This window comes from Serratia sp. 22278, from assembly GCF_052045405.1.
Classification (GTDB): domain Bacteria; phylum Pseudomonadota; class Gammaproteobacteria; order Enterobacterales; family Enterobacteriaceae; genus Serratia; species Serratia marcescens.
Genome location: NZ_JBQEOW010000016.1, coordinates 56,152 through 76,231, shown reverse-complemented (window position 1 = coordinate 76,231; position 20,080 = coordinate 56,152). Strand labels below are relative to the sequence as shown.

Below are 20,080 nucleotides of genomic sequence, written 5' to 3'. Positions count from 1 at the left end.
CTTTCAAGCCACCGCGTTGTTGGCTGTACGCCCGCCCCCCAGTTACTTAGCAGACCTAAGCGCCTGGGGATGCGGGCGCTTGCCGCCTAGCGGTGGTTTGAAATTCATTGGGGATATTTTGTTTTTTTCCTCTGAGGAATTTCCGATGCACAGACCTTTCCGTTATACGCTACTGGCTTCATCGTTATGGTTTTCTTGCGGCGCGCTGGCGCAGCCGGCGGGTGATTTGCCGCTGATGCCCTGGCCGCAGCAGGTGGAAGTGACGCAACCGGCGGGCAAGCTGGTTTTGGATCACCGTTTGTCCCTGACGCTGCAGGGTGACGACTTGGGTGACGCGCTGCCGCGCTGGCGCCAGCGCATCGAACTGCAGACCGGCTGGACGCTGGCGCCGAGGGAAGAAGCAAACGGCGCGGCGATCAAGGTGGTGATCAAGGATCGGGTGGCGGCGCAGCCGCTGCCGGGCAGCGATGAGAGTTACCGGCTGGCGGTCACACCGCAGGGCACCACGCTGACCGCCAACACCCGCTTCGGCGCGCTGCGCGGCATGGAGACCCTGCTGCAACTGCTGCAGACCGACGGGCAAAACACTTTCCTGCCATTGGTGGATATTCGCGACGTGCCGCGTTTTCCGTGGCGCGGCGTGCTGCTGGATTCGGCGCGCCATTTCCTGCCGCTGCCGGACATTTTGCGCCAGCTCGACGGCATGGCGGCGGCCAAGCTCAACGTATTCCACTGGCACCTGACCGACGATCAGGGCTGGCGCTTCGCCTCCGAGCATTACCCTAAATTGCAGCAGCAGGCCAGCGACGGCCAGTTCTACACCCGTGAGCAAATGCAGCAGGTGGTGGCTTACGCCACGGCGCGCGGCATTCGCGTGGTGCCGGAGATCGACATGCCGGGGCACGCCTCCAGCATCGCGGTGGCCTATCCCGACCTGATGAGCGCGCCGGGGCCGTATCGCATGGAGCGCGAGTGGGGCGTGCATAAGCCGACGCTCGATCCAACCCGCGACGAGGTTTATCAGTTTGTCGATACGATCGTCGGCGAGCTGGCGGCGATCTTCCCCGATCCTTATCTGCACATCGGCGGCGACGAAGTGGACGCCAGCCAGTGGCGGGCGTCGCCGTCGATTCAGGCGTTTATGCAGCAGAACGGGCTGGCGGATACCCATGCGCTGCAGGCCTACTTCAACCAGAAGCTGGAAAAGATCCTCGAGAAGCACCAGCGGCAGATGGTCGGCTGGGACGAGATCTACCATCCGTCGCTGCCGCGTTCGATCGTCATTCAGTCCTGGCAAGGGCAAGACTCGCTGGGCGCCAGCGCGCAGGATGGCTATCAGGGCATCCTCTCCACCGGTTTCTACCTCGATCAGCCGCAAAGCACCGCCTATCACTACCGCAATGAAATTCTGCCGCAGCCGCTGGGGGTTGAGACGGCGGTACAACCCGGCGAGCAGGCACAAAGCTGGCGTTTCAGCATGCCGCGCCTGAAGGGCAGCGCGGTGGAGGGCAGCTTCACGCTGATCGAGGGCAAGCAGGGCTGGCGCGGCTTTATCGATTTCAACGGCAAATCGCGCCGCGCGGTGCACGATATCGTCTGGCGCACGCCGCAGCTGGTGACGTTCCGCGTCGATACCTGGATGGGCGACACACGGCCGGTGTTTACGCTGCAACAGGACAAGCTCAGCGGCTATACGTTGGTCGGCAACGTGCGTTACCCCACCCAGGGCGAGAAACTGGCGGCGGCGCCAGCGGGCAAGATGCCGGTGGTGCCGGATGAGAAGGGGCAGGCCAACATTCTCGGCGGGGAAGCGGCGCTGTGGGCGGAAAACGTGCGCGCGCCGCTGATCGATCTTAAGCTGTGGCCGCGCGCCTTTGCGGTGGCGGAGCGGCTGTGGTCGGCGCAGGACGTCACCGACGAAAGCAACATGTACCGGCGGCTGGCGGCGATCGACGCCTGGTCGGTGGTGTCGGTCGGCCTGCAGCAGCACGCGGAAACGGCGCGCGAATTCACCCGGCTGAGCAACAGCGTGCAGATCGTGCCGCTGCAGATCCTGGCCGAGGCGGTGGAACCGGCGCAGTATTACACCCGCCAGCACCTGAAGTTCCAGGCCGGCAACTATCATCAGTTCGAACCGCTGAACCGCTTTGCCGATGCGCTGCCGCCGGAGAGCGAGGCGGTGCGCGCCATGCATGCCCAGGTCGCGGCTCTGCTGAAGGATAAGCGCGATAAGGCGGCGGCGCAGGCGCTGCGCGAACGGCTGCAGCGCTGGCAGGCGAACGGCGCGGCATTGCAAACGGCGATCGCGGGCAACCGCACGCTGCGGGAGTTGGCGCCGGTGGCGCAGGACGTGGATGCCCTGGCCGCATTGGGGTTAACGCTGCTGGATCGCCATCAGCAGGACAAACCGCTGAGCCGGGCCGAGGCCGAACAAGCGCAGCGCCGGCTGGATGCGGCGGCGCAGACGCGCGACGAAGTGGTGATTGCCGCGGTGTACCCGCTGGAGGCGCTGCTGCGGGGGCTTAAAACGGAGTGAGGGTGACGGGGCTCGGCCAGTTGAGCCCCGGTTTTGTTACGCCTGTAGCGACAGCGGCGCATACCCGATGGCGTGCTGCAGGTAATTCAGCAGCAGCTGGCGGGTGAAGCGCGGCTCATCGATACCGCTGCCCTGCAGGAAGCGTTGCAGGTTGCTGCAGTCCCACCGATAGGTGTCTTGATAGAGCTCCACCGTCGATAGCTCGTCCACCATAGGATCCTTGAACAGGCTGAGCAGCGGGTAGAGCGGCGCGTCGCTGTCGTTTTCCCATTGGGCCCGCCACTGTGCGAAGGGCAAGGGACGAAAACGATAACCGAACTCGCGCTCCAGCAGGCTGAAAAACTCACGCAGCGTCAGATTATTGTCACCTTGATGGATCAGGTTGAATTTCTGCCCCAGCGCCTGCGGGTTGCGAGAGACGTGGGCGATGGCCCGGGTCATGTAATCCACCGTGGTCAACCCTTCGCGCATATCCCGTAAATCCGGTACCGTGCCGCTGCTGATGCAGGTTTTCACCAGCCGTCCCCACCATTGATAATCGGCGTTGACGCCGGTACGGCTGTGGCAGGTGGCGTAGCCCAGGCGGAAGGTCATCAGCGGCAGGCCTTGCGCCGCCGCCAAATCGGCGATTTTCTCCATCACCCATTTGCTGCGCACGTAGCCGATATCGCGGCTGACCGCCGGCAGGTTTTGGTCGATATCGTCGCTTTCCCGCATCACCCGCTTGCCGGTGTGCAGATGCCCCCAGCTGTATACGGAGATGGTCGACAGCAGCATCAGCGGCTTGGTGCGGCTATGCGCCGCGAAGCGAATGATTTCCCGCAGGCCCTGCACGTTGTCGCGCTTCATGTAGGCGTAAGGCTGGATAAAATTCACCGCGCTGGCCGAATGGTAAATCAGATCGATATCTCGGCTTAACGCCCTGTAGGCCGCCGGCGTCAGCGAAAAGTCGTGTTCCGCTACGTTGCCAGGCACGATATGAATGCGCGCGTGCTGGCTGGCGTTCAGCGCGATCCGGTAGCGCTGCAGCACCGCCTCCAGCCGCTGTCTCGGCGGCAGTTTGGCGCCGTCGCGCACCAGACAGTACAGCTCGGCGTCGGTGGTGCGCAGCAGATCGGCCAACAGATGCGCGCCGACGAAGCCGGTGGCGCCGGTCAGCAAAATGGCGCGCGGCGCGCTGATTTGCCGCGGATCGAACGTCGGATCGATGACGAGATCCGACGGCAAATACACATCATCCTGTAAGGCACGCGCTTCGCCTTGCCGCTGTGTCGGTTGCCGGTCTCTGCGTTGTGCCAGTGCCTGCGCCAGGGCGCCCAGAGTGGGATATTCATAGATGTCGTGCACCGAAGTCTCGACGGCAAATGCCTCGGCCAGCGCCGTCATCAGCTTGGCCGCCAACAGCGAATGGCCGCCCAGCGAGAAAAAATCATCGTTGGTTGCGGGCTGTTCCACTTTCAGCAACGAACGCCAGAGATCGGCGACGATGCGCTGATCGGCGGTCAGCGGCTGCGCAACGCCGGCGCTGACCGGTTGGTAATGCGCCAACAGAGCCGCTTTGTCGATTTTGCCGTTGTTGTTCAGCGGCATGTGTTGCAGTAAACGATAATCGGCGGGCAGAAATGCGGTGGGCAGCGTTTCTTTCAGTTTCTGTCGGACGCGTGCGATCACGTTTTCGCCGTCACACTCCGCGACCAGAAACGCCACGATTTTCTTGCCCAGCGGATCATCTGCCGTCGCCACGGCGGCCACCGCTTTACGGATGCCCGCAACCTGCAGCATGGCGTTTTCGATTTCGCCCAGTTCAATGCGATTGCCGCGGATTTTGACCTGATCGTCGATACGGCCCAGATATTGAATGCGGCCATCCGCCAGCCAACGAGCCCGATCGCCGCTGCGGTACAGGCGCAATCCGGCGAAGTGAGGCGGGGTGATGAAGCGCTCGGCGGTCAACGCCGGAATGTTCAGGTAGCCGCGGGCCAGACAGCGGCCGCTGATATACAGCTCGCCGGGGCGATCGCCGATCACGGGCTGCAGTCGGTCATCGAGGATGAAGATTTCGGTATCGCCGATGGGCCGCCCAATGCTGGCGGGCGGGTTTTGCGTGGCGCAAGCCACCCGGTTGCAGGTGGCGAAGATGGTGGCTTCCGTCGGGCCGTAGTAATCGATCAATGAATAATCGATGCCGCGCAGATCGACCGGATGAAGTTTCTCCCCTGAGCTGAACAGATACCGCAGCGCCAGATTGGCCGGTTGCGGCGCGCCGACCACTTCGGCGACCAGTACGGCGGGCAGGCTGGCGTGGGTAATGCCCTGTTCGGCAAAGTAGGCCAGCAGGACTTCCGGCTGCAGGCGAGCGTCTTCCGGGGGCAGATACAATGTGCCGCCGCTGGTCAGAGGCGACCAGATCTCCCATTGCGCGACGTCGAAACTCAAGCCGGCGATCAGCGTAGAACGACTTTCGGCATCCATAGCGAATTGCTTGTTATGCCAGAGAATTAAATTCAGCAGCGACTGATGTTCTATCAGCACACCTTTCGGTTTGCCGGTGGTGCCTGAAGTGAAAATGAGATAAACGATGGCATCGGGAGACGGAGAAATTAACGTTATATTCTCCTGCGGAGAAATTGATATATTATCAATATAAATAATATCCTCGCTGAAGTTATTTTCCGAAAGCGCTATCGTCGCGTTGCTGGCGAGTATTAAAGGGGAACCGCTTTGCGTAACGATATCCTGTATTCTTTTTTCCGGGTAACGGGCGTCGATGGGAATATAGCCTGCGCCGGCTTTGACGATCGCCAACATACCGATCAGCATTTCCGGCGTGCGCAGCGTGACGAGCGGCACATAGCTGCCGGGCGCCACGCCCCGCCGTAGCAACAGCGCGCACAGTGCGCTGCTGGCTTCATCCAATTGACGGTAGGTCAGGCGCTTATTATCGCCGACGACGGCAAGTTTTTCCGGATAACGGGAAGCTTGTTGGATAAAATAATCCAATACGCTAGGTGCCATGGTTATCTCCTGTCATTATTCACGAAGTGAACGAAATGAAACAGCAATGACCCGGCCGGGTGAAAAACAATTATAGGCGTATTTTTATTAGGGAATTGTAAATGTGAACGATATTACGCTATCGCTATAAATTAATTGGGTTAAAAAATTATTATCAATAAAAACGGCCAGCCGAAGCTGACCGTGATTCGCGTGCGCGTCGATTAACGACGCACGGCGATGGCTTCGATTTCGATCTTCACGTCTTTCGGCAGACGCGCCACTTCTACGCAGGAGCGGGCCGGGAACGGCGCGCTGTGCTCGGTGAAGAAGGCTTCGTACGCGGCGTTGACGGTGGCGAAGTCGTTCAGGTCTTTCACGAACACGGTGGTTTTCACGATGTCGGCAACGAGCAGGCCGGCGGCTTCGACGATCGCCTTGACGTTTTCCAGCGACTGGCGCGCCTGTGCGGCGACGTCGTCGGCGACGGCGCCGGTTTTCGGATCGACCGGGATCTGGCCGGAAGTGATGATCATGCTGCCCAGATCAACGCCCTGCACGTAAGGACCAATGGCTGCCGGGGCGAGTTCAGTGCTGATGTTACGTGACATGTTTTCTCCTGATAAACGAGGATTGTTCTATCCAGAAATCCCATTATAGGGCGTCACCGGGAGAATGACAGCGCCATCTCCCGGCGCCCATGCCGGGCTTAGTCGGCCTGCAACACCACCTGATGCTCGAACTCTTTTTCGCAGTAGCGGCATTTCAGGTGCACTTCGCCGCCGCGCGATTTGACGCTGAAGCTCGACGCCACCGGCTCGCTGCGGCTGATGCAGTTGCCGTTCGGGCAGGTCAGCACGCCGTCGATGTGGTCCGGCAGGCTGAGGGTCAGCTTGCGCACCACTTCATAGTTGTCGATGCGGTTTACCGTGGCCTTCGGCGCGTACATCGCCAGTTGGTTGGCCTGCTGCTCGGTCAGGAAGGTGTTCTCGATCTTGATCAGATCCTTGCGGCCCAGCTCGTTGGAGGGCAGGTTCAGGCCGATGGTGATGCGCTGGTCGGTGGCGGTCAGCTTGAACAGCGTCAGCAGTTTGAAACCGATCTGCGCCGGAATGTGGTCGATTACCGTGCCGCATTTGATCGCTTCGACCTGCAGTTTGTTGTCATGAGTCATGGCGGTTCCCCCTTAAAGAGCCAAATCTGCGTTGAGCACCAGCGCCAGCAGCGCCTGGCGGGCGAAGATGCCGTTGCCCGCCTGCTGGAAGTAGTAAGCGTGCGGCGTTTTATCCACGTCGGTGGCGATCTCGTCGATGCGCGGCAGCGGGTGCAGCACCTTGAGGTTGGCGCGCGCGCCGGCCAGATCCGCGGCGCGCAGCACGAACTGCGCCTTCACGTTGGCGTACTCGGACGGATCGAGGCGCTCTTTCTGCACCCGGGTCATGTAGAGAATATCCAGCTCCGGCACCACTTCTTCAATGCTGCCGTGCAGGCTGTACTCGATGCCTTTCTCTTCCAGCATTTTCAGGATGTAGGCCGGCATCGCCAGCGCGTCCGGGGCGATGAAGTAGAAGCGGTTGCCTTCGAACTTGGCCAGCGCCTGGGTGAGCGAGTGCACGGTGCGGCCGTACTTCAGGTCGCCGACCATGGCGATACTGAGGTTGCTCAGGCGGCCCTGGGTTTCCTGGATGGTGAACAGATCCAGCAGGGTCTGGGTCGGGTGCTGGTTGGCGCCGTCGCCGGCGTTGAGCACCGGCACGTTGCCGGAGAACTCCGAGGCCATGCGCGCCGCGCCTTCCTGCGGATGGCGCATCACGATGGCGTCCACGTAGGTGCTGATCACCGAGATGGTGTCGGCCAGGGTTTCGCCTTTCTTGCCGAGCGAGGTGTTGCTGCCGTCGGCGAAACCGACCACCGAGGCGCCGAGGCGGTGCATCGAGGTTTCGAACGACAGGCGGGTACGGGTCGAGGCTTCGAAGAAGCAGCTGGCGATCACCTTGTGTTTCAACAGCTCCGGCTGCGGGTTGGCTTTCAGACCGGCGGCGGTGCGCAGCACCAGCTCCAGATCCTCGCGGCTGAGATCGTTAATAGAGATGATGTGTTTGTGATACAGCGGGTTGGCCATTTTTCACTCCTCCTCGACGCGTGCCCGTGGCGCGGGACTTTTTAAGGCAAAAAAAAGCCCCTCAATGAGGGGCTTGAAAAGATCGGCTTAGCAACAGGAGAAACAACGGCAGCTGGCCGCCGATAGGCAGTCGGTTTTGTCGATTGCGGCTAACAAAACAAACGTCGTTTTTCATGCTTTCTCCTGGCAAATTGTGGCGCATTATACTCGCGCTTTTCGCCACTGCAAGCGCTAAAACGCCGTTTTTTGCCGCCCCGCAATCGATTGGCCGGCGATGGCCGCTCGCCGGCTATTTGCTGACGCGATCGTAGTAGACCATGTCGGCGTTCAACCCTTGTTGATAGCCTTTGACGTTGTCGCGCAGCACCACTTCGGTTTTAGCCTGATCGATAAACACGTACGGCGAACTGCGCTGCAGCTCCTGCTGCATGGCGGTGTACAGCGCGCGGCGCTTGGCCGGATCGGCTTCGGCCAGCGCCGCCAGCGTCTGCTTATTCAACTGCGGGATCTGCCAGCCGTTCAGCCCGGCCACCGTGCTGCTCTTGCCGTCGTTGTAAGCGAAGGCGCTGGCGTTGGAGTGGGCGTCGAAGTAATCCGGGATCCACAGCCGGATCGCCGCCTGATGCTGCCTGGCGCGCACGCGCGAGTAAACCTGGCTGCCCGCGGCCGGCAGCAGCTCGATCTTCACGCCGGCGGCGGCGAAGCTGCCCTGCAGCGCCTGCGCGATGGTGATGAACGGCGGTTTGTTCTCCACGTCCAGCGTAAAGGCGGCGTGGGTGATGCCCGCCTTGGCCAGGATGGCTTTCGCCTTGGCCGGATCGTAGCTGAACGGGTTGGTCTCCAGCGCGCCCGGCAGCCCGACCGGCAGGAAGCTCTGGTGCACGAAGTATTGGCCCTTCAGCAGATCCTTCGTGATGCCCTGATAATCCACCAGGTAGCGCGCCGCTTCCCAGAAGGCCGGGTTGTTCAGCAGCGGGTTGGCGCCGTTGCCGGTGTTGAACACCAGATAGTTTTGCTCGGCGGACGGGATCTCCAGCACCTTGACGCCCGGCTGGTTCTTCAGCGTGTCGGTCTGGTCGGCGCCCAGTTCGCGGGCGATATCGGCGTCGCCCTGCTGGAGCAGCAGGCGGCGGGTGGCCGGATCCGGCACGTTTTTAATGATGATGTTTTTCAGCTGCGGCTTGTCGCCCGGCGTGGTGGGGTTGGCGTCCAGCACGATCGCCTGGTGCGGCTGATAGACGCGCATCTTGAACGGACCGCTGCCGGCAGAGTGCATCTTCAGCCAGGCGTTGCCGAAGTCGCCGTCTTTGACGTTGGCCAGCGCCGCTTTGCTGTCGACGATCGAGGCGATCGGCGTCGAGAGGATATTCAGCGCCACCGCCGGGCTGACGTCCGCCGTCCAGCGCAGCTGCACGGTATGTTCGTCGATCTTCTTGAGCTGCGCGTCGATGTTGTCCGGCTGCCAGCCGAGCACGTTGAGGATGAACGCCGGCGACTTGTTCATTTTCACCGCGCGGCTGTAGGAGAAGATCACGTCGTCGGAGGTCAGCGGGTTGCCGGAGGCGAACGCCGCCTGCGGCCGCAGCTTCACCGTCAGCGTTTTGGCCGCCGCATCGCCCCGCCAGCTTTCCGCCAGCACCGGCGCCACCTTGGCCGGATCGTCGCGATCCGCCTGCACCAGCCGCTGATACAGGCTGGGCACCGTCTGGATGCTGGAGAGTTCGTTGGCTTCCGCCGGATCGAGGCTGACGATGTCATCCAGCGATTGCACCACCACCAGCGTATTCGGCGGCGTGGCGGCCAACGCGGCGGCGGGCAGGGCGGCGAGCAGGAACAGCGGCAAGAGTTTGGCTTTCATCGGTGTGTATCCCCTGAAGGCGCCGCTGGGCGGCGCTGCGAACGGTTTGTTATCGTTGGTTTTTACGGCGCGGGCGCCGTCGGCCTGTCACGGTAGAACCTTTGCCGGCGGCGGGCAAAGGTCAATGCGCTATTTGATATTCCTGGAATATATTAGCCGCCCTGGCCGGGGGCGCCAGGGCGGAGGAGGAGGATTGTCAGAGGGTTTCGCTCAGCGTGGCGACCAGCACCGCCTTGATGGTATGCAGCCGGTTTTCCGCCTGATCGAACACCACGCTGTGCGCCGACTCGAACACCTCGTCGGTCACTTCCATGCCGCCGTGCAGATCGTACTGTTGCGCCATCTGCTTACCGAGCGTGGTTTGGTCGTCGTGGAACGCCGGCAGGCAGTGCAGGAACTTCACGTTCGGGTTGCCGGTCAGTTTCAGCATCGCCATGTTGACCTGATACGGCCGCAGCAGCGCGATACGCTCTTGCCAGGTTTCTTTCGGTTCGCCCATCGACACCCACACGTCGGTGTAGAGGAAGTCGGCGTCTTGCACCCCTTCGGCGATGTCTTCGGTCAGGGTGAGTTTCGCGCCGGTTTGCTGCGCCAGCGCCTGGCATTCGGCCACCAGCTCCGGCTGCGGCCAGCAGGCCTTCGGCGCCACCAGCCGCAGATCCATGCCCGCCAGCGCGGCGGCTTCCAGCAGCGTGTTGCCCATGTTGTTACGCGCGTCGCCGACGTACGCCAGCTTCACTTCACTCAGCGCCTTGCCCGGCAGGTGTTCCTGCACGGTGAGCAGATCCGCCAGCAATTGGGTAGGGTGGAACTCGTCGGTCAGGCCGTTCCACACCGGCACGCCGGCGTGTTCCGCCAGGGTTTCCACCAGCGCCTGGCCGTAGCCGCGATACTGAATGCCGTCGTACAGGCGGCCCAGCACCCGGGCGGTGTCTTTCATCGACTCTTTATGGCCGATCTGGCTGCCGCTTGGGCCGAGATAGGTCACCTGCGCGCCCTGATCGAATGCGGCAACTTCGAAAGAGCATCGCGTGCGGGTCGAGTCTTTTTCGAAGATGAGCGCAATGTTTTTGCCCTGCAGCCGGCGCTGTTCCCGCCCCTGCTTTTTGGCCTGCTTCAGATCGGCCGCCAGCTTCAGTAGCGCCTGCAGTTCGGCGGGGGTGAAATCCATTAACCTCAGAAAGTGACGTTGGTAGAACGCATTGCCGGTGCTCATAGTCCGATTCCCTGATTGTTTAATTGAATTAAAATTCACTTTATATGTATGAATATTCAATTTCAACCCCGGCGAGGAAATCTTTCACGTTTATCGTGGAAGCAATGTCGGCGGTGTGTGAAAATAGAAGGAATGAAGGCCATTTGACTTGAGGATATAGGCATGGCAAACCGCGAATTGCTGGAAGAACAACGTGAAGAGACCCGCCTGATCATCGAAGAACTGCTGGAAGACGGCAGCGATCCGGACGCGCTCTACACCATCGAGCACCATCTGTCCGCCGAGAAATTTGAGGTTCTGGAGCAGGCCGCCGTTGAAGCCTTCAAGTTGGGCTACGAAGTGACCGACGCCGAAGAGCTGGAAGTGGAAGACGGTTCGCTGGTGATGTGCTGCGACGTGATCAGCGAAGTCGGCCTGAACGCCGAACTGATCGACGCCCAGGTCGAGCAGCTGGTGGCGCTGGCGGAACGCTGCGGCGTCAACTACGACGGCTGGGGCACCTACTTCGAAGATCCGAACGGTGAAGACGGTGAGGATGACGAAGACGGCGACTACATCGACGAAGACGACGACGGCAAACGCCACTAATTAACCCCGCTTATTCACATGGGCCGGCTCTCGTCGGCCCCTGATATCCCCGTCGTCTTTCAAGCTGCAGCGTTGTTGGCTGCACTCTCTCACCCCAGTCACTTACCTGAGTAAGCTCCTGGGGATGAGTGAGCTGGCCGCCTAGCTGCAACTTGAAATACATAGGGCAATGAAGCCGATGACATACCAATCCCTGTTAGCCCCGATTTTAAGCTTCCTGCACTGTGAAACTCCCGACGCCTGGATCGACGCCGCGCGCCGTCCGGAAAACCTGCAGCTGTTGCTGACCGACCACCTGGTGTGCGAGCTGAAGGCCGCGCAGACCGGCATGTGGCTGATCCGCCGCTATGTGGCGGACAAAGAGAGCGGCGACGCGCTGTTGGCGCTGCTGCGGCCCTACGAGGCGTTTCTGCACGAGGCGCAGGGCGCGCCGGACACGCTGTTCCGCCAGGGCCAGTTCACCCGCAAGATCCTGCCGAAAAACGGCTCGGCCTACGGCCAGGATCTGGCGGATCGCATGGTGCTGTTGATCAAGGAAGAGCTGCATCACTTCTCGCAGGTGCTGGAGATCATGCAGGCGCGCGGGATCCCGTATCGCAAGATCACCGCCAGCCGCTACGCCAAGGGCATGATCCGCGAGATCCGCACCCACGATCCGGCGACGCTGATCGATAAACTGATCTGCGGCGCCTACATCGAAGCGCGATCCTGCGAACGCTTCGCCAAGCTGGCGCCGCACCTGGACGACGAGTTGAACCGCTTTTACGTTTCGCTGCTGCGATCCGAAGCGCGGCATTACCAGGACTACCTGACATTGGCCGAGCAGATCGCCGGCGGCGACATCAGCGAACGGGTGGCGCATTTCGGCCGCCTCGAAGCTGAGCTGATCCTGTCGCCGGACAGCGAGCTGCGCTTCCACAGCGGCGTGCCCGCCGCCGCCTGACGTTGAGGCGCGCCCTTACTGCGGCGCGCCCAGCAACAAATCTACCGCCTTTTCCGCCAGCATGATGGTCGGCGCATTGGTGTTGCCGCTGGTGAGCTGCGGCATCACCGAGCAGTCGATCACCCGCAGCCGTTCAAAACCGTGCACCCGCAGCTGCGGATCGGTCACCGCGTCCTGTGGCGACGGCCCCATGCGGCAACTGCCCACCGGGTGATACACCGTCTTGCAGAAGTTGCGCACGAATTCTTCCAGCTGCGCTTCATCGCGCGTCCACTCCGGCTGCGGCATCAGCAGATCTTTGATCAGCGGCTTCAGCGCCGCGGTTTGCAGGAAATCCAGGCCGAACTTCACCGCGCGCACGCTGCCGGCCAGATCGTCCGGGTGGCCGAGGTAGTTGGCGTGCAGCTTGACCGGGTCGCGCGGGTTGCTGCTGCGCAGCTGCACTTCGCCGCGCGCCTTCGGCTGCAGGTAGCCGACCTTGAGCGTGAAGCCGTGAATGTTCGGCAGCGGCTCGCCGGGCACGTCGTCCCAGCTGTCCAGCAGCGGCAGAAAGTGGATCTGCACGTCCGGCCGGCCGTCGCCCTGGCTGTCGGTGAAGGCGGCGCCTTCCAGCACGTTGGATGAGAGCACCCCACTGCGAAACGCCAGCCACTGCGCGCCGTGGCTCAGCGCCTGCAGGCCGCGATCGGCGCCGAACAGGCTGATCGGCTCGCGGGTGCTGACGTTGATCGACATATGCAGATGGTCGTGGAAGTTTTTGCCCACCGGCAGATCCGCCCGCACCTCGATGCCCAGCTGCTGCAGGTGGTCGCGCGGGCCGATGCCGGACAGCATCAGCAGCTTCGGCGAACCGACCGCGCCGGCGCTGACGATCACCTCTTTGGTGGCGCGCGCGGTCACTTCGGCGCCGCCGTTCTGGCTGTAGACCACGCCGGTGGCGACGTTGCCCTCGAAGGTCAGCCGATGCGCCAGGGCGTTCAGTTTCACCACCAGCCGCCGTTCGTCGCGCACCGCCTTCAGGTAGGTGCGGGCGGTGCTGGCGCGTTCGCCGTTGTGGGTGGTGGTTTGGTAGAAACCGACGCCGTGCTGGCTGTCGCCGTTGAAGTCGTTGCGATAGGGCAGGTTCAGCTCCTGGCCGGCGCGGATAAACGCCATGCTGAGCGGGTGGCGATAGCGGTTTTCGCTGACCGGCAGCAGCCCGTCGGCGCCGTGGTAGTCGTCCGACAGGCTTTCGTTGGCCTCGGCGCGCTTGAAGTAGGGCAGCACCTCGCGGTAGCTCCAGCCGGCGCAGCCGTAGCGTTCGGCCCAGTCGTCGTAGTCCTGCGGCTGGCCGCGCAGGTAGATCATGCCGTTGACCGAACTGCTGCCGCCCAGCACCTTGCCCTGCGCGATCTGCATGCGGCGGTTATTGGCGTGCGGTTCCGGTTCCGTCTCATAAGGCCAGCTCTTTTTGGCGATGATTTTGGCCACCCCGGCCGGCATCTTGATAAACAGGTTATTGTCGTCGCCGCCGGCTTCCAGCAGCAGCACCCGCGCCTGGGTGCGGCGGATCAGCTGCGCCGCCAGCACGCAGCCGGCGGAACCGGCGCCGACGATAATGTAATCAAAGGTATTTTCCGACATGACAGCTCTCCGTGCGCGATTGGGATACTGGCAGAGTAACGCGGGGGAAAAAGCGGTCAATTTGCGATCGTTAATTTATTAACGAACTTCACATTAAATTTACATCGTGGTTTTAAACGTCAGTTTATCTGCTTGAAAAACGGCGTTATAGCGAGTTTTACTGATTGATTGCGATATTAATAAAAAAGGCGCAGCAAGCTGCGCCCTGATGAAGAGGCAGGGGAGGATTACAGCGTTTTCAGCATGGTGACTTCGCAATCGACATGGCCGGTGGCGCCCATCGCGTGGTCGATGTGTTCAAAGCCCAGGTGTTCGTACAGCGCGACGGCCTGCGTCAGGCTGGCGGTGGTTTCGAGATAACAACAGCGGAAGCCGTGCTGGCGGGCGAAATCCAGCGCCTGCAGCGCCAGGCGTTTCGCCAATCCCTTGCCGCGCAACACCGGCAGGAAATACATCTTCTGCAATTCGCAAATATCGTCTGCGCCGCCCTGCAGCGGCGCGACGCCGCCGCCGCCGGCGACTTGGCCGTCCACCTCGATCACCCAGTAAGCGCTGCGCGGCAGGCTATAGAGCTGATACAGGGCATCCAGGTTGGGATCGGAGACGGTATAGCCTTTATCCGCCGTCAGGCCGTGCTCGGCGGAGACTTCGCGAATGACGTGAGCAATGGCGGCATTGTCTTCCGCCGTGATGGGGCGCACCAGCAGGCGCGCCGGGGTTGCTGTTGTCATGTTTACACTCGCCATTGAAAGAGACCACGTTCGTTTTTCGTTTTTATCGCAGCGCGAAACGCGCCGGGGGTTATTTCCCGGCGGCGTCCCTGCAGCAGTAATATCTTGTAATAACATCTAACCCGGCCCGGATGCAACGGCGATAAAAAAACAGCGGGGAAGACCCCGCTGTTTTCAGGCGTTGGCGTGAGCCGGTGGATTACAGCGCGGCGATGGTCGCCTGCTGTTCCTGCAGCTTCACTTTGCCTTCTTTGCAGGCCGCCAGGCGATCGCGTTCTTTGGCGACCACCGCTTCCGGCGCGCGCGCCACGAAGCCTTCGTTCGCCAGCTTGCCTTCGATCGAAGCGATTTCCGCATCCAGTTTGCCCATCTCTTTGGCCAGACGCGCGATCTCGGCGTCCTTGTCGATGAAACCGGCCATCGGGATCAGCAGCTCGGCGCCGTCCACCAGCTTGGTGACGGAGACCGGGCCTTTCTCACCGGCCGGCAGCAGCGCGATGGATCCCAGGCGCGCCAGGCGGGCGATAAAGCTTTGGTTCTCCTGCACGCGGCGCTGGGCATCGGCGCTGCAGTTGCGCAGCAGCACGTCGAGCGCTTTGCTTGGCGCGATGTTCATCTCGGCGCGGATGTTGCGCACGGCGATGATGGTTTGCTTGATCCACTCCAGATCGTTCAGCGCCTGCTCGTCTTCCAGCGCGGCGTCGTAGGCCGGGAACGGCTGCAGCATGATGGTGTCAGCGGCCGTGCCGGTCAGCGGCTTCACGCGCTGCCAGATGGTTTCGGTGATGAACGGAATGATCGGGTGCGCCAGGCGCAGCAGCGCTTCCAGCACGGTGATCAGCGTGTGGCGGGTGCCGCGCTGTTCCGCTTCGCTGCCGTTGCTCACCACAGGCTTGGTCAGCTCCAGATACCAGTCGCAGAACTGGTTCCAGGTGAATTCGTACAGGATGTTGGCCGCCAGATCGAAGCGGTAGGTATCCAGCGCTTCACGGTAGGCTTTCACCGTGCGGTTGAATTCGGCCAGGATCCAGCGATCCGCCAGCGACAGCACTTTCTCGCCGCCGTTGAAGCCGCAGTCGTGCGCTTCGGTGTTCATCAGCACGAAGCGGCTGGCGTTCCACAGCTTGTTACAGAAGTTGCGGTAGCCTTCCAGGCGCTTCATGTCCCAGTTGATGTCGCGGCCGGTCGAGGCCAGCGCCGCCAGGGTGAAGCGCAGGGCGTCGGTGCCGTGCGGCTCGATGCCGTTCGGGAACTGCTTCTCGGTGCGCTTGCGGATTTTCTCCGCCAGCTGCGGCTGCATCATATTGCCGGTGCGTTTTTCCAGCAGGTCTTCCAGCGAGATGCCGTCGACCATGTCCAGCGGGTCGATCACGTTGCCTTTCGACTTGGACATCTTCTGGCCTTCGTCGTCGCGGATAAGACCGGTCATGTAGACGGTCTTGAACGGCACCTGCGGCTTGCCGTTTTCATCCTTGATGAAGTGCATGGTCAGCATGATCATGCGCGCGATCCAGAAGAAGATGATGTCGAAGCCGCTGACCATCACGCTGGTCGGGTGGAAGGTTTTCAGCGCCTCGGTCTGCTCCGGCCAACCCAGGGTGGAGAAGGTCCACAGGCCGGACGAGAACCAGGTGTCCAGCACGTCTTCGTCCTGGGTCAGCGCCACGTCGGCGCCCAGGTTGTTCTCGCTGCGCACTTCTTCTTCGCTGCGGCCCACATAGACTTTGCCGTTCACGTCGTACCAGGCCGGGATGCGGTGGCCCCACCACAGCTGACGCGAGATGCACCAGTCCTGAATGTCGCGCATCCAGCTGAAGTACATGTTTTCGTACTGCTTCGGCACGAACTCGATTTGGCCCTGTTCGACCGCTTCCACCGCCACTTTGGCCAGCGGCGCGGTGCGCACGTACCATTGGTCGGTCAGCATCGGCTCGATCACCACGCCGCCGCGGTCGCCGTAAGGCACCGTCAGGTCGTGCGGTTTGATCTCGTCCAGCAGGCCCAGATTTTCGAAGGCGGCGACCACCGCTTTACGCGCCGCGAAGCGCTCCAGGCCGCGGAACTCGGCCGGGATCTCGCTGCAGTAGTCGGTGCAGACTTCGCCCAGGGTGTTGAACACTTCCGCTTCCTGACGGATGTCACCGTCGAAGGTCAGAATGTTGATCATCGGCAGGCCGTGGCGTTTGCCGACTTCGTAGTCGTTGAAATCGTGCGCCGGGGTGATCTTCACGCAGCCGGTGCCTTTTTCCATATCGGCGTGTTCGTCGCCGACGATGCGGATGCGGCGGCCGACCAGCGGCAGAATGATCTCTTTGCCGATCAGGTCTTTATAGCGCGGATCTTCCGGGTTGACCGCCACGCCGGTATCGCCCAGCACGGTTTCCGGACGGGTGGTGGCGACCACCAGGTAGTCTTTGCCCTCGGCGGTTTTCGCGCCGTCGGCCAGCGGATAGCGCAGGTGCCACATCGAGCCTTTGGATTCGCGGTTTTCCACTTCCAGATCGGAGATGGCGGTGCGCAGCTTCGGATCCCAGTTCACCAGGCGCTTGCCGCGGTAGATCAGATCTTCTTTGTGCAGACGGACAAACACTTCGCGCACCGCGTTCGACAGACCTTCGTCCATGGTGAAGCGCTCGCGCTCCCAGTCCACGGAGTTGCCCAGACGGCGCATCTGGCGGGTGATGGTGCCGCCGGATTCCGCCTTCCACTGCCAGATCTTGTCGATGAACGCGTCACGGCCGTAGTCGTGGCGGGTTTTGCCTTCTTCTGCGGCGATCTTGCGCTCCACCACCATCTGGGTGGCGATGCCGGCGTGGTCGGTGCCCGCCTGCCACAGGGTGTTTTTACCCTGCATGCGTTGATAGCGAATCATGGTGTCCATGATGGTCTGCTGGAACGCGTGGCCCATGTGCAGGCTGCCGGTGACGTTCGGCGGCGGGATCATGATGCAGAAGCTTTCCTGGCTGGTGTCGCCGTTCGGCTTGAAGTAACCCTGACTCTCCCAGTGATCGTACAGCTTCTGTTCGATCTGTTTTGGGTCGTATGCGGTGTCGAGCTGACTGTTTGTCTTTTCCATTCTTTATCGTATTCAGTGAGTTGGCGGCGTAGCCGTGGTCAAATGGAAGCCGACGCTGCGATAGGCCTTGTAACGGTCGCGCGCCAACTGTTTCAGAGTGTCTTCGTAAGGAACGAAGTCTACCACTTCATGGAAAGCGGTAGCAAAGTCGGCAAACTGCGGCAGCAGGGCGATCAGCAGATCGCGCGGGGCGTTGCCGCGCTTGCCGGGCCAGCACAGTTCCACCGGCGCGCCGTAGTGCGGCCCTTCGCCGGCCAGGTTGTGCGGCACGAATTCATGCGGCTCGCGCTGCCACAGCGCTTCGTCCAGCCGCTGGGCCTGCTCCTGGCTCTCGCAGGCGATCAGCACCCGCTTGCCGGAACGCCAGCGTTCGGCGGCAACGGCGCAGGCCACGGCCTCATGGGCGCTGAGCGCGCCTGACGGTTCCGCGTTGTCGAGCAAATAAAACGTCGCCTGTTTCATTAAGGATCCACCGCTGCCGATAAAAAAACAGGGCACAACATGTAGGTTGCGCCCTTTTTGGGAACGGAGCAGATAACTCTACCCCTTCGCTGCTGAGAGGATTATATACCCAATAGATTTCAAGTTGCAGCTAGGCGGCAAGTTCGTTCATCCCCAGGAGCTGACATCAAGTCAGTGACTGGGGTGAACGAATGCGGCCAACAACGCTGCGGCTTGAAAGATGAAGGGTATTTAATCGTCGCCGTTCAGGCCTGCACGGTTGAGCAAGAACTGCGACAGCAGCGCCACCGGGCGGCCGGTCGCGCCCTTGGCTTTACCGGAGCGCCAGGCGGTGCCGGCGATATCCAGGTGCGCCCAGGTGTACTTGCGGGTGAAGCGCGACAGGAAGCAGGCGGCGGTGATGGCGCCGCCAGGGCGGCCACCGATGTTCGCCATGTCGGCGAAGTTGGAGTCCAACTGCTCGTAGTACTCGTCGGCCATCGGCAGGCGCCAGGCGCGGTCGCCGGCCTGCTCGGAAGCGCCCAGCAGCTCGTGCGCCAGCGGGTTGTGGTTCGACATCAGGCCGGTGATGTGGTGGCCCAAGGCGATCACGCAGGCGCCGGTCAGGGTGGCGATGTCGATCACCAGCTCCGGCTCAAAGCGCTCGACGTAGGTCAGGGTGTCGCACAGCACCAGGCGGCCTTCGGCGTCGGTGTTGAGCACCTCGACGGTCTGGCCGGACATGGTGGTCAGCACGTCGCCCGGACGATACGCCCGGCCGCCCGGCATGTTTTCACAGCCGGCCAGCACGCCGATCACGTTCAGCGGCAGGTTCAGCTCCGCCACCACGCGCATCACGCCGTACACGGTCGCCGCGCCGCACATGTCGTATTTCATCTCGTCCATGCCGTCGGCCGGTTTGATCGAGATGCCGCCGGAGTCGAAGGTCAGCCCTTTGCCTACCAGCACGATCGGCTTAGCGTCCGGATTTGGGTTGCCCTTATATTCCATCACCGACATCAATGATTCGTTCTGCGAACCGGCGCCGACCGCCAGATAGGCGTTCATGCCCAGCTCTTTCATCTGCTGTTCGCCGATGACGCGGGTGGTGATGTTGGTGCTGAAGGCGTCCGCCAGCTGACGGGCCTGCGAGGCCAGGTAGCCGGCGTTACAGATGTTCGGCGGCATGTTGCCGAGATCTTTGGCCGCCTTGATGCCGGAAGCCACCGCCAGGCCGTGCTGGATGGCGCGCTCGCCGCTGGTGAGCTCACGGCGGGTCGGCACGTTGAACACCATTTTGCGCAGCGGACGACGCGGCTCCACCTTGTTGCTTTTCAGCTGATCGAAGGTGTAGAGCGTCTCTTTGGCGGTTTCCACCGCCTGACGCACTTTCCAGTAGGTGTTGCGGCCTTTCACGTGCAGCTCGGTCAGGAAACAGACCGCTTCCATCGAGCCGGTGTCGTTGAGGGTATTGATGGTTTTCTGGATCACCTGCTTGTATTGGCGCTCATCGAGCTCGCGCTCTTTGCCGCAGCCGATCAACAGGATGCGCTCGGAGAGAATGTTGGGCACATGGTGCAGTAGCAGCGTCTGCCCGACCTTGCCTTCCAGTTCGCCGCGGCGCAGCAATGCGCTGATATAACCATCACTGATTTTGTCGAGTTGTTCTGCGATAGGGGACAGGCGGCGCGGTTCGAAAACGCCGACTACAATACAGGCACTGCGCTGTTTTTCCGGGCTACCGCTTTTTACACTGAACTCCATGCACTCTCCTGAATCTTAAAGACAAAGGCGGACGCTACGGCTAGAATAACCGACTCCGTAACGATCTCCCGCCATTTGAGTTAACGGATTATGTTAACCTGAACGGCGTAAATTGCTCTGTTTTGGCGACTATAAGCAAGTTCCTATAGGACACCCAAACGGCTTGATGTTGTAATACTATTTTAGCT

General features: G+C 61.5%; 14 protein-coding genes. 3 read left to right on the top strand and 11 right to left on the bottom strand.

The window, feature by feature from the left end; all coding sequences use genetic code 11:
- Positions 1-145 precede the first annotated feature (145 nt).
- Positions 146-2,536, top strand: coding sequence for a beta-N-acetylhexosaminidase (locus ACTJJ6_RS21615; protein ID WP_440802853.1), 2,391 nt, complete (start codon positions 146-148; stop codon positions 2,534-2,536).
- 36 nt (positions 2,537-2,572) lie between these two features.
- Here ACTJJ6_RS21615 and ACTJJ6_RS21610 read toward each other — a convergent pair whose 3' ends face one another.
- The 6 genes from ACTJJ6_RS21610 to argF all read right to left on the bottom strand — a co-directional run bounded on the left by ACTJJ6_RS21610 (position 2,573) and on the right by argF (position 10,726).
- Complete coding sequence (locus ACTJJ6_RS21610; protein WP_440802850.1) at positions 2,573-5,551, bottom strand: amino acid adenylation domain-containing protein; 2,979 nt, start codon at positions 5,549-5,551, stop codon at positions 2,573-2,575.
- 203 nt (positions 5,552-5,754) lie between these two features.
- The gene (gene ridA, locus ACTJJ6_RS21605) at positions 5,755-6,141 is read right to left on the bottom strand and encodes a 2-iminobutanoate/2-iminopropanoate deaminase (RefSeq protein WP_049300809.1); all 387 of its coding nucleotides are present in this window, start codon (positions 6,139-6,141) and stop codon (positions 5,755-5,757) included.
- A gap of 98 nt (positions 6,142-6,239) precedes the next feature.
- Entirely contained in the window at positions 6,240-6,704 is a 465-nt protein-coding gene (gene pyrI, locus ACTJJ6_RS21600; RefSeq protein WP_004933377.1) for an aspartate carbamoyltransferase regulatory subunit, read from the bottom strand.
- A gap of 12 nt (positions 6,705-6,716) precedes the next feature.
- Positions 6,717-7,652, bottom strand: coding sequence for an aspartate carbamoyltransferase (gene pyrB / locus ACTJJ6_RS21595; RefSeq protein ID WP_004933375.1), 936 nt, complete (start codon positions 7,650-7,652; stop codon positions 6,717-6,719).
- Positions 7,653-7,941: 289 nt separating this feature from the next.
- Positions 7,942-9,510: an ABC transporter substrate-binding protein gene (locus ACTJJ6_RS21590; protein ID WP_440802845.1), complete on the bottom strand. Its 1,569-nt coding sequence runs from the start codon at positions 9,508-9,510 to the stop codon at positions 7,942-7,944.
- Between the two features lie 196 nt (positions 9,511-9,706).
- Complete coding sequence (gene argF, locus ACTJJ6_RS21585; protein WP_115116296.1) at positions 9,707-10,726, bottom strand: ornithine carbamoyltransferase; 1,020 nt, start codon at positions 10,724-10,726, stop codon at positions 9,707-9,709.
- 162 nt (positions 10,727-10,888) lie between these two features.
- Between argF and rraB the strand changes: the two genes are divergently transcribed.
- Positions 10,889-11,314, top strand: a complete 426-nt coding sequence (rraB, locus tag ACTJJ6_RS21580) for a ribonuclease E inhibitor RraB (protein WP_004933365.1) — start codon at positions 10,889-10,891, stop codon at positions 11,312-11,314.
- A gap of 178 nt (positions 11,315-11,492) precedes the next feature.
- Complete coding sequence (gene miaE / locus ACTJJ6_RS21575) at positions 11,493-12,257, top strand: tRNA isopentenyl-2-thiomethyl-A-37 hydroxylase MiaE (protein ID WP_015376459.1); 765 nt, start codon at positions 11,493-11,495, stop codon at positions 12,255-12,257.
- A gap of 15 nt (positions 12,258-12,272) precedes the next feature.
- Here the strand turns inward: miaE and ACTJJ6_RS21570 are convergent, their stop codons facing one another.
- The 5 genes from ACTJJ6_RS21570 to pepA all read right to left on the bottom strand — a co-directional run bounded on the left by ACTJJ6_RS21570 (position 12,273) and on the right by pepA (position 19,892).
- The gene (locus ACTJJ6_RS21570) at positions 12,273-13,880 is read right to left on the bottom strand and encodes a GMC family oxidoreductase (protein ID WP_016929278.1); all 1,608 of its coding nucleotides are present in this window, start codon (positions 13,878-13,880) and stop codon (positions 12,273-12,275) included.
- 227 nt (positions 13,881-14,107) lie between these two features.
- A complete protein-coding gene (locus ACTJJ6_RS21565) occupies positions 14,108-14,611 on the bottom strand; it encodes a GNAT family N-acetyltransferase (protein WP_176063752.1) in 504 nt (167 codons plus the stop codon).
- Positions 14,612-14,810: 199 nt separating this feature from the next.
- Entirely contained in the window at positions 14,811-17,687 is a 2,877-nt protein-coding gene (locus tag ACTJJ6_RS21560) for a valine--tRNA ligase (RefSeq protein ID WP_110146647.1), read from the bottom strand.
- A 12-nt stretch (positions 17,688-17,699) separates the two neighbouring features.
- Positions 17,700-18,149, bottom strand: a complete 450-nt coding sequence (locus tag ACTJJ6_RS21555; protein ID WP_016929275.1) for a DNA polymerase III subunit chi — start codon at positions 18,147-18,149, stop codon at positions 17,700-17,702.
- A gap of 231 nt (positions 18,150-18,380) precedes the next feature.
- Positions 18,381-19,892, bottom strand: coding sequence for a leucyl aminopeptidase (gene pepA, locus ACTJJ6_RS21550; RefSeq protein WP_004933352.1), 1,512 nt, complete (start codon positions 19,890-19,892; stop codon positions 18,381-18,383).
- Positions 19,893-20,080 lie beyond the last annotated feature (188 nt).

Excerpts from the sequence above, each read along its gene's own strand:
- ACTJJ6_RS21570 (WP_016929278.1), bottom strand. The coding sequence starts at position 13,880 with ATGTCGGAAAATACCTTTGATTACATTATCGTCGGCGCCGGTTCCGCC.
- ACTJJ6_RS21590 (WP_440802845.1), bottom strand. The coding sequence starts at position 9,510 with ATGAAAGCCAAACTCTTGCCGCTGTTCCTGCTCGCCGCCCTGCCCGCC.
- argF (WP_115116296.1), bottom strand. The coding sequence starts at position 10,726 with ATGAGCACCGGCAATGCGTTCTACCAACGTCACTTTCTGAGGTTAATG.
- ACTJJ6_RS21555 (WP_016929275.1), bottom strand. The coding sequence starts at position 18,149 with ATGAAACAGGCGACGTTTTATTTGCTCGACAACGCGGAACCGTCAGGC.
- rraB (WP_004933365.1), top strand. The coding sequence starts at position 10,889 with ATGGCAAACCGCGAATTGCTGGAAGAACAACGTGAAGAGACCCGCCTG.
- pyrB (WP_004933375.1), bottom strand. The coding sequence starts at position 7,652 with ATGGCCAACCCGCTGTATCACAAACACATCATCTCTATTAACGATCTC.
- ACTJJ6_RS21615 (WP_440802853.1), top strand. The coding sequence starts at position 146 with ATGCACAGACCTTTCCGTTATACGCTACTGGCTTCATCGTTATGGTTT.
- pyrI (WP_004933377.1), bottom strand. The coding sequence starts at position 6,704 with ATGACTCATGACAACAAACTGCAGGTCGAAGCGATCAAATGCGGCACG.
- pepA (WP_004933352.1), bottom strand. The coding sequence starts at position 19,892 with ATGGAGTTCAGTGTAAAAAGCGGTAGCCCGGAAAAACAGCGCAGTGCC.
- ACTJJ6_RS21565 (WP_176063752.1), bottom strand. The coding sequence starts at position 14,611 with ATGACAACAGCAACCCCGGCGCGCCTGCTGGTGCGCCCCATCACGGCG.
- ridA (WP_049300809.1), bottom strand. The coding sequence starts at position 6,141 with ATGTCACGTAACATCAGCACTGAACTCGCCCCGGCAGCCATTGGTCCT.
- miaE (WP_015376459.1), top strand. The coding sequence starts at position 11,493 with ATGACATACCAATCCCTGTTAGCCCCGATTTTAAGCTTCCTGCACTGT.
- ACTJJ6_RS21610 (WP_440802850.1), bottom strand. The coding sequence starts at position 5,551 with ATGGCACCTAGCGTATTGGATTATTTTATCCAACAAGCTTCCCGTTAT.
- ACTJJ6_RS21560 (WP_110146647.1), bottom strand. The coding sequence starts at position 17,687 with ATGGAAAAGACAAACAGTCAGCTCGACACCGCATACGACCCAAAACAG.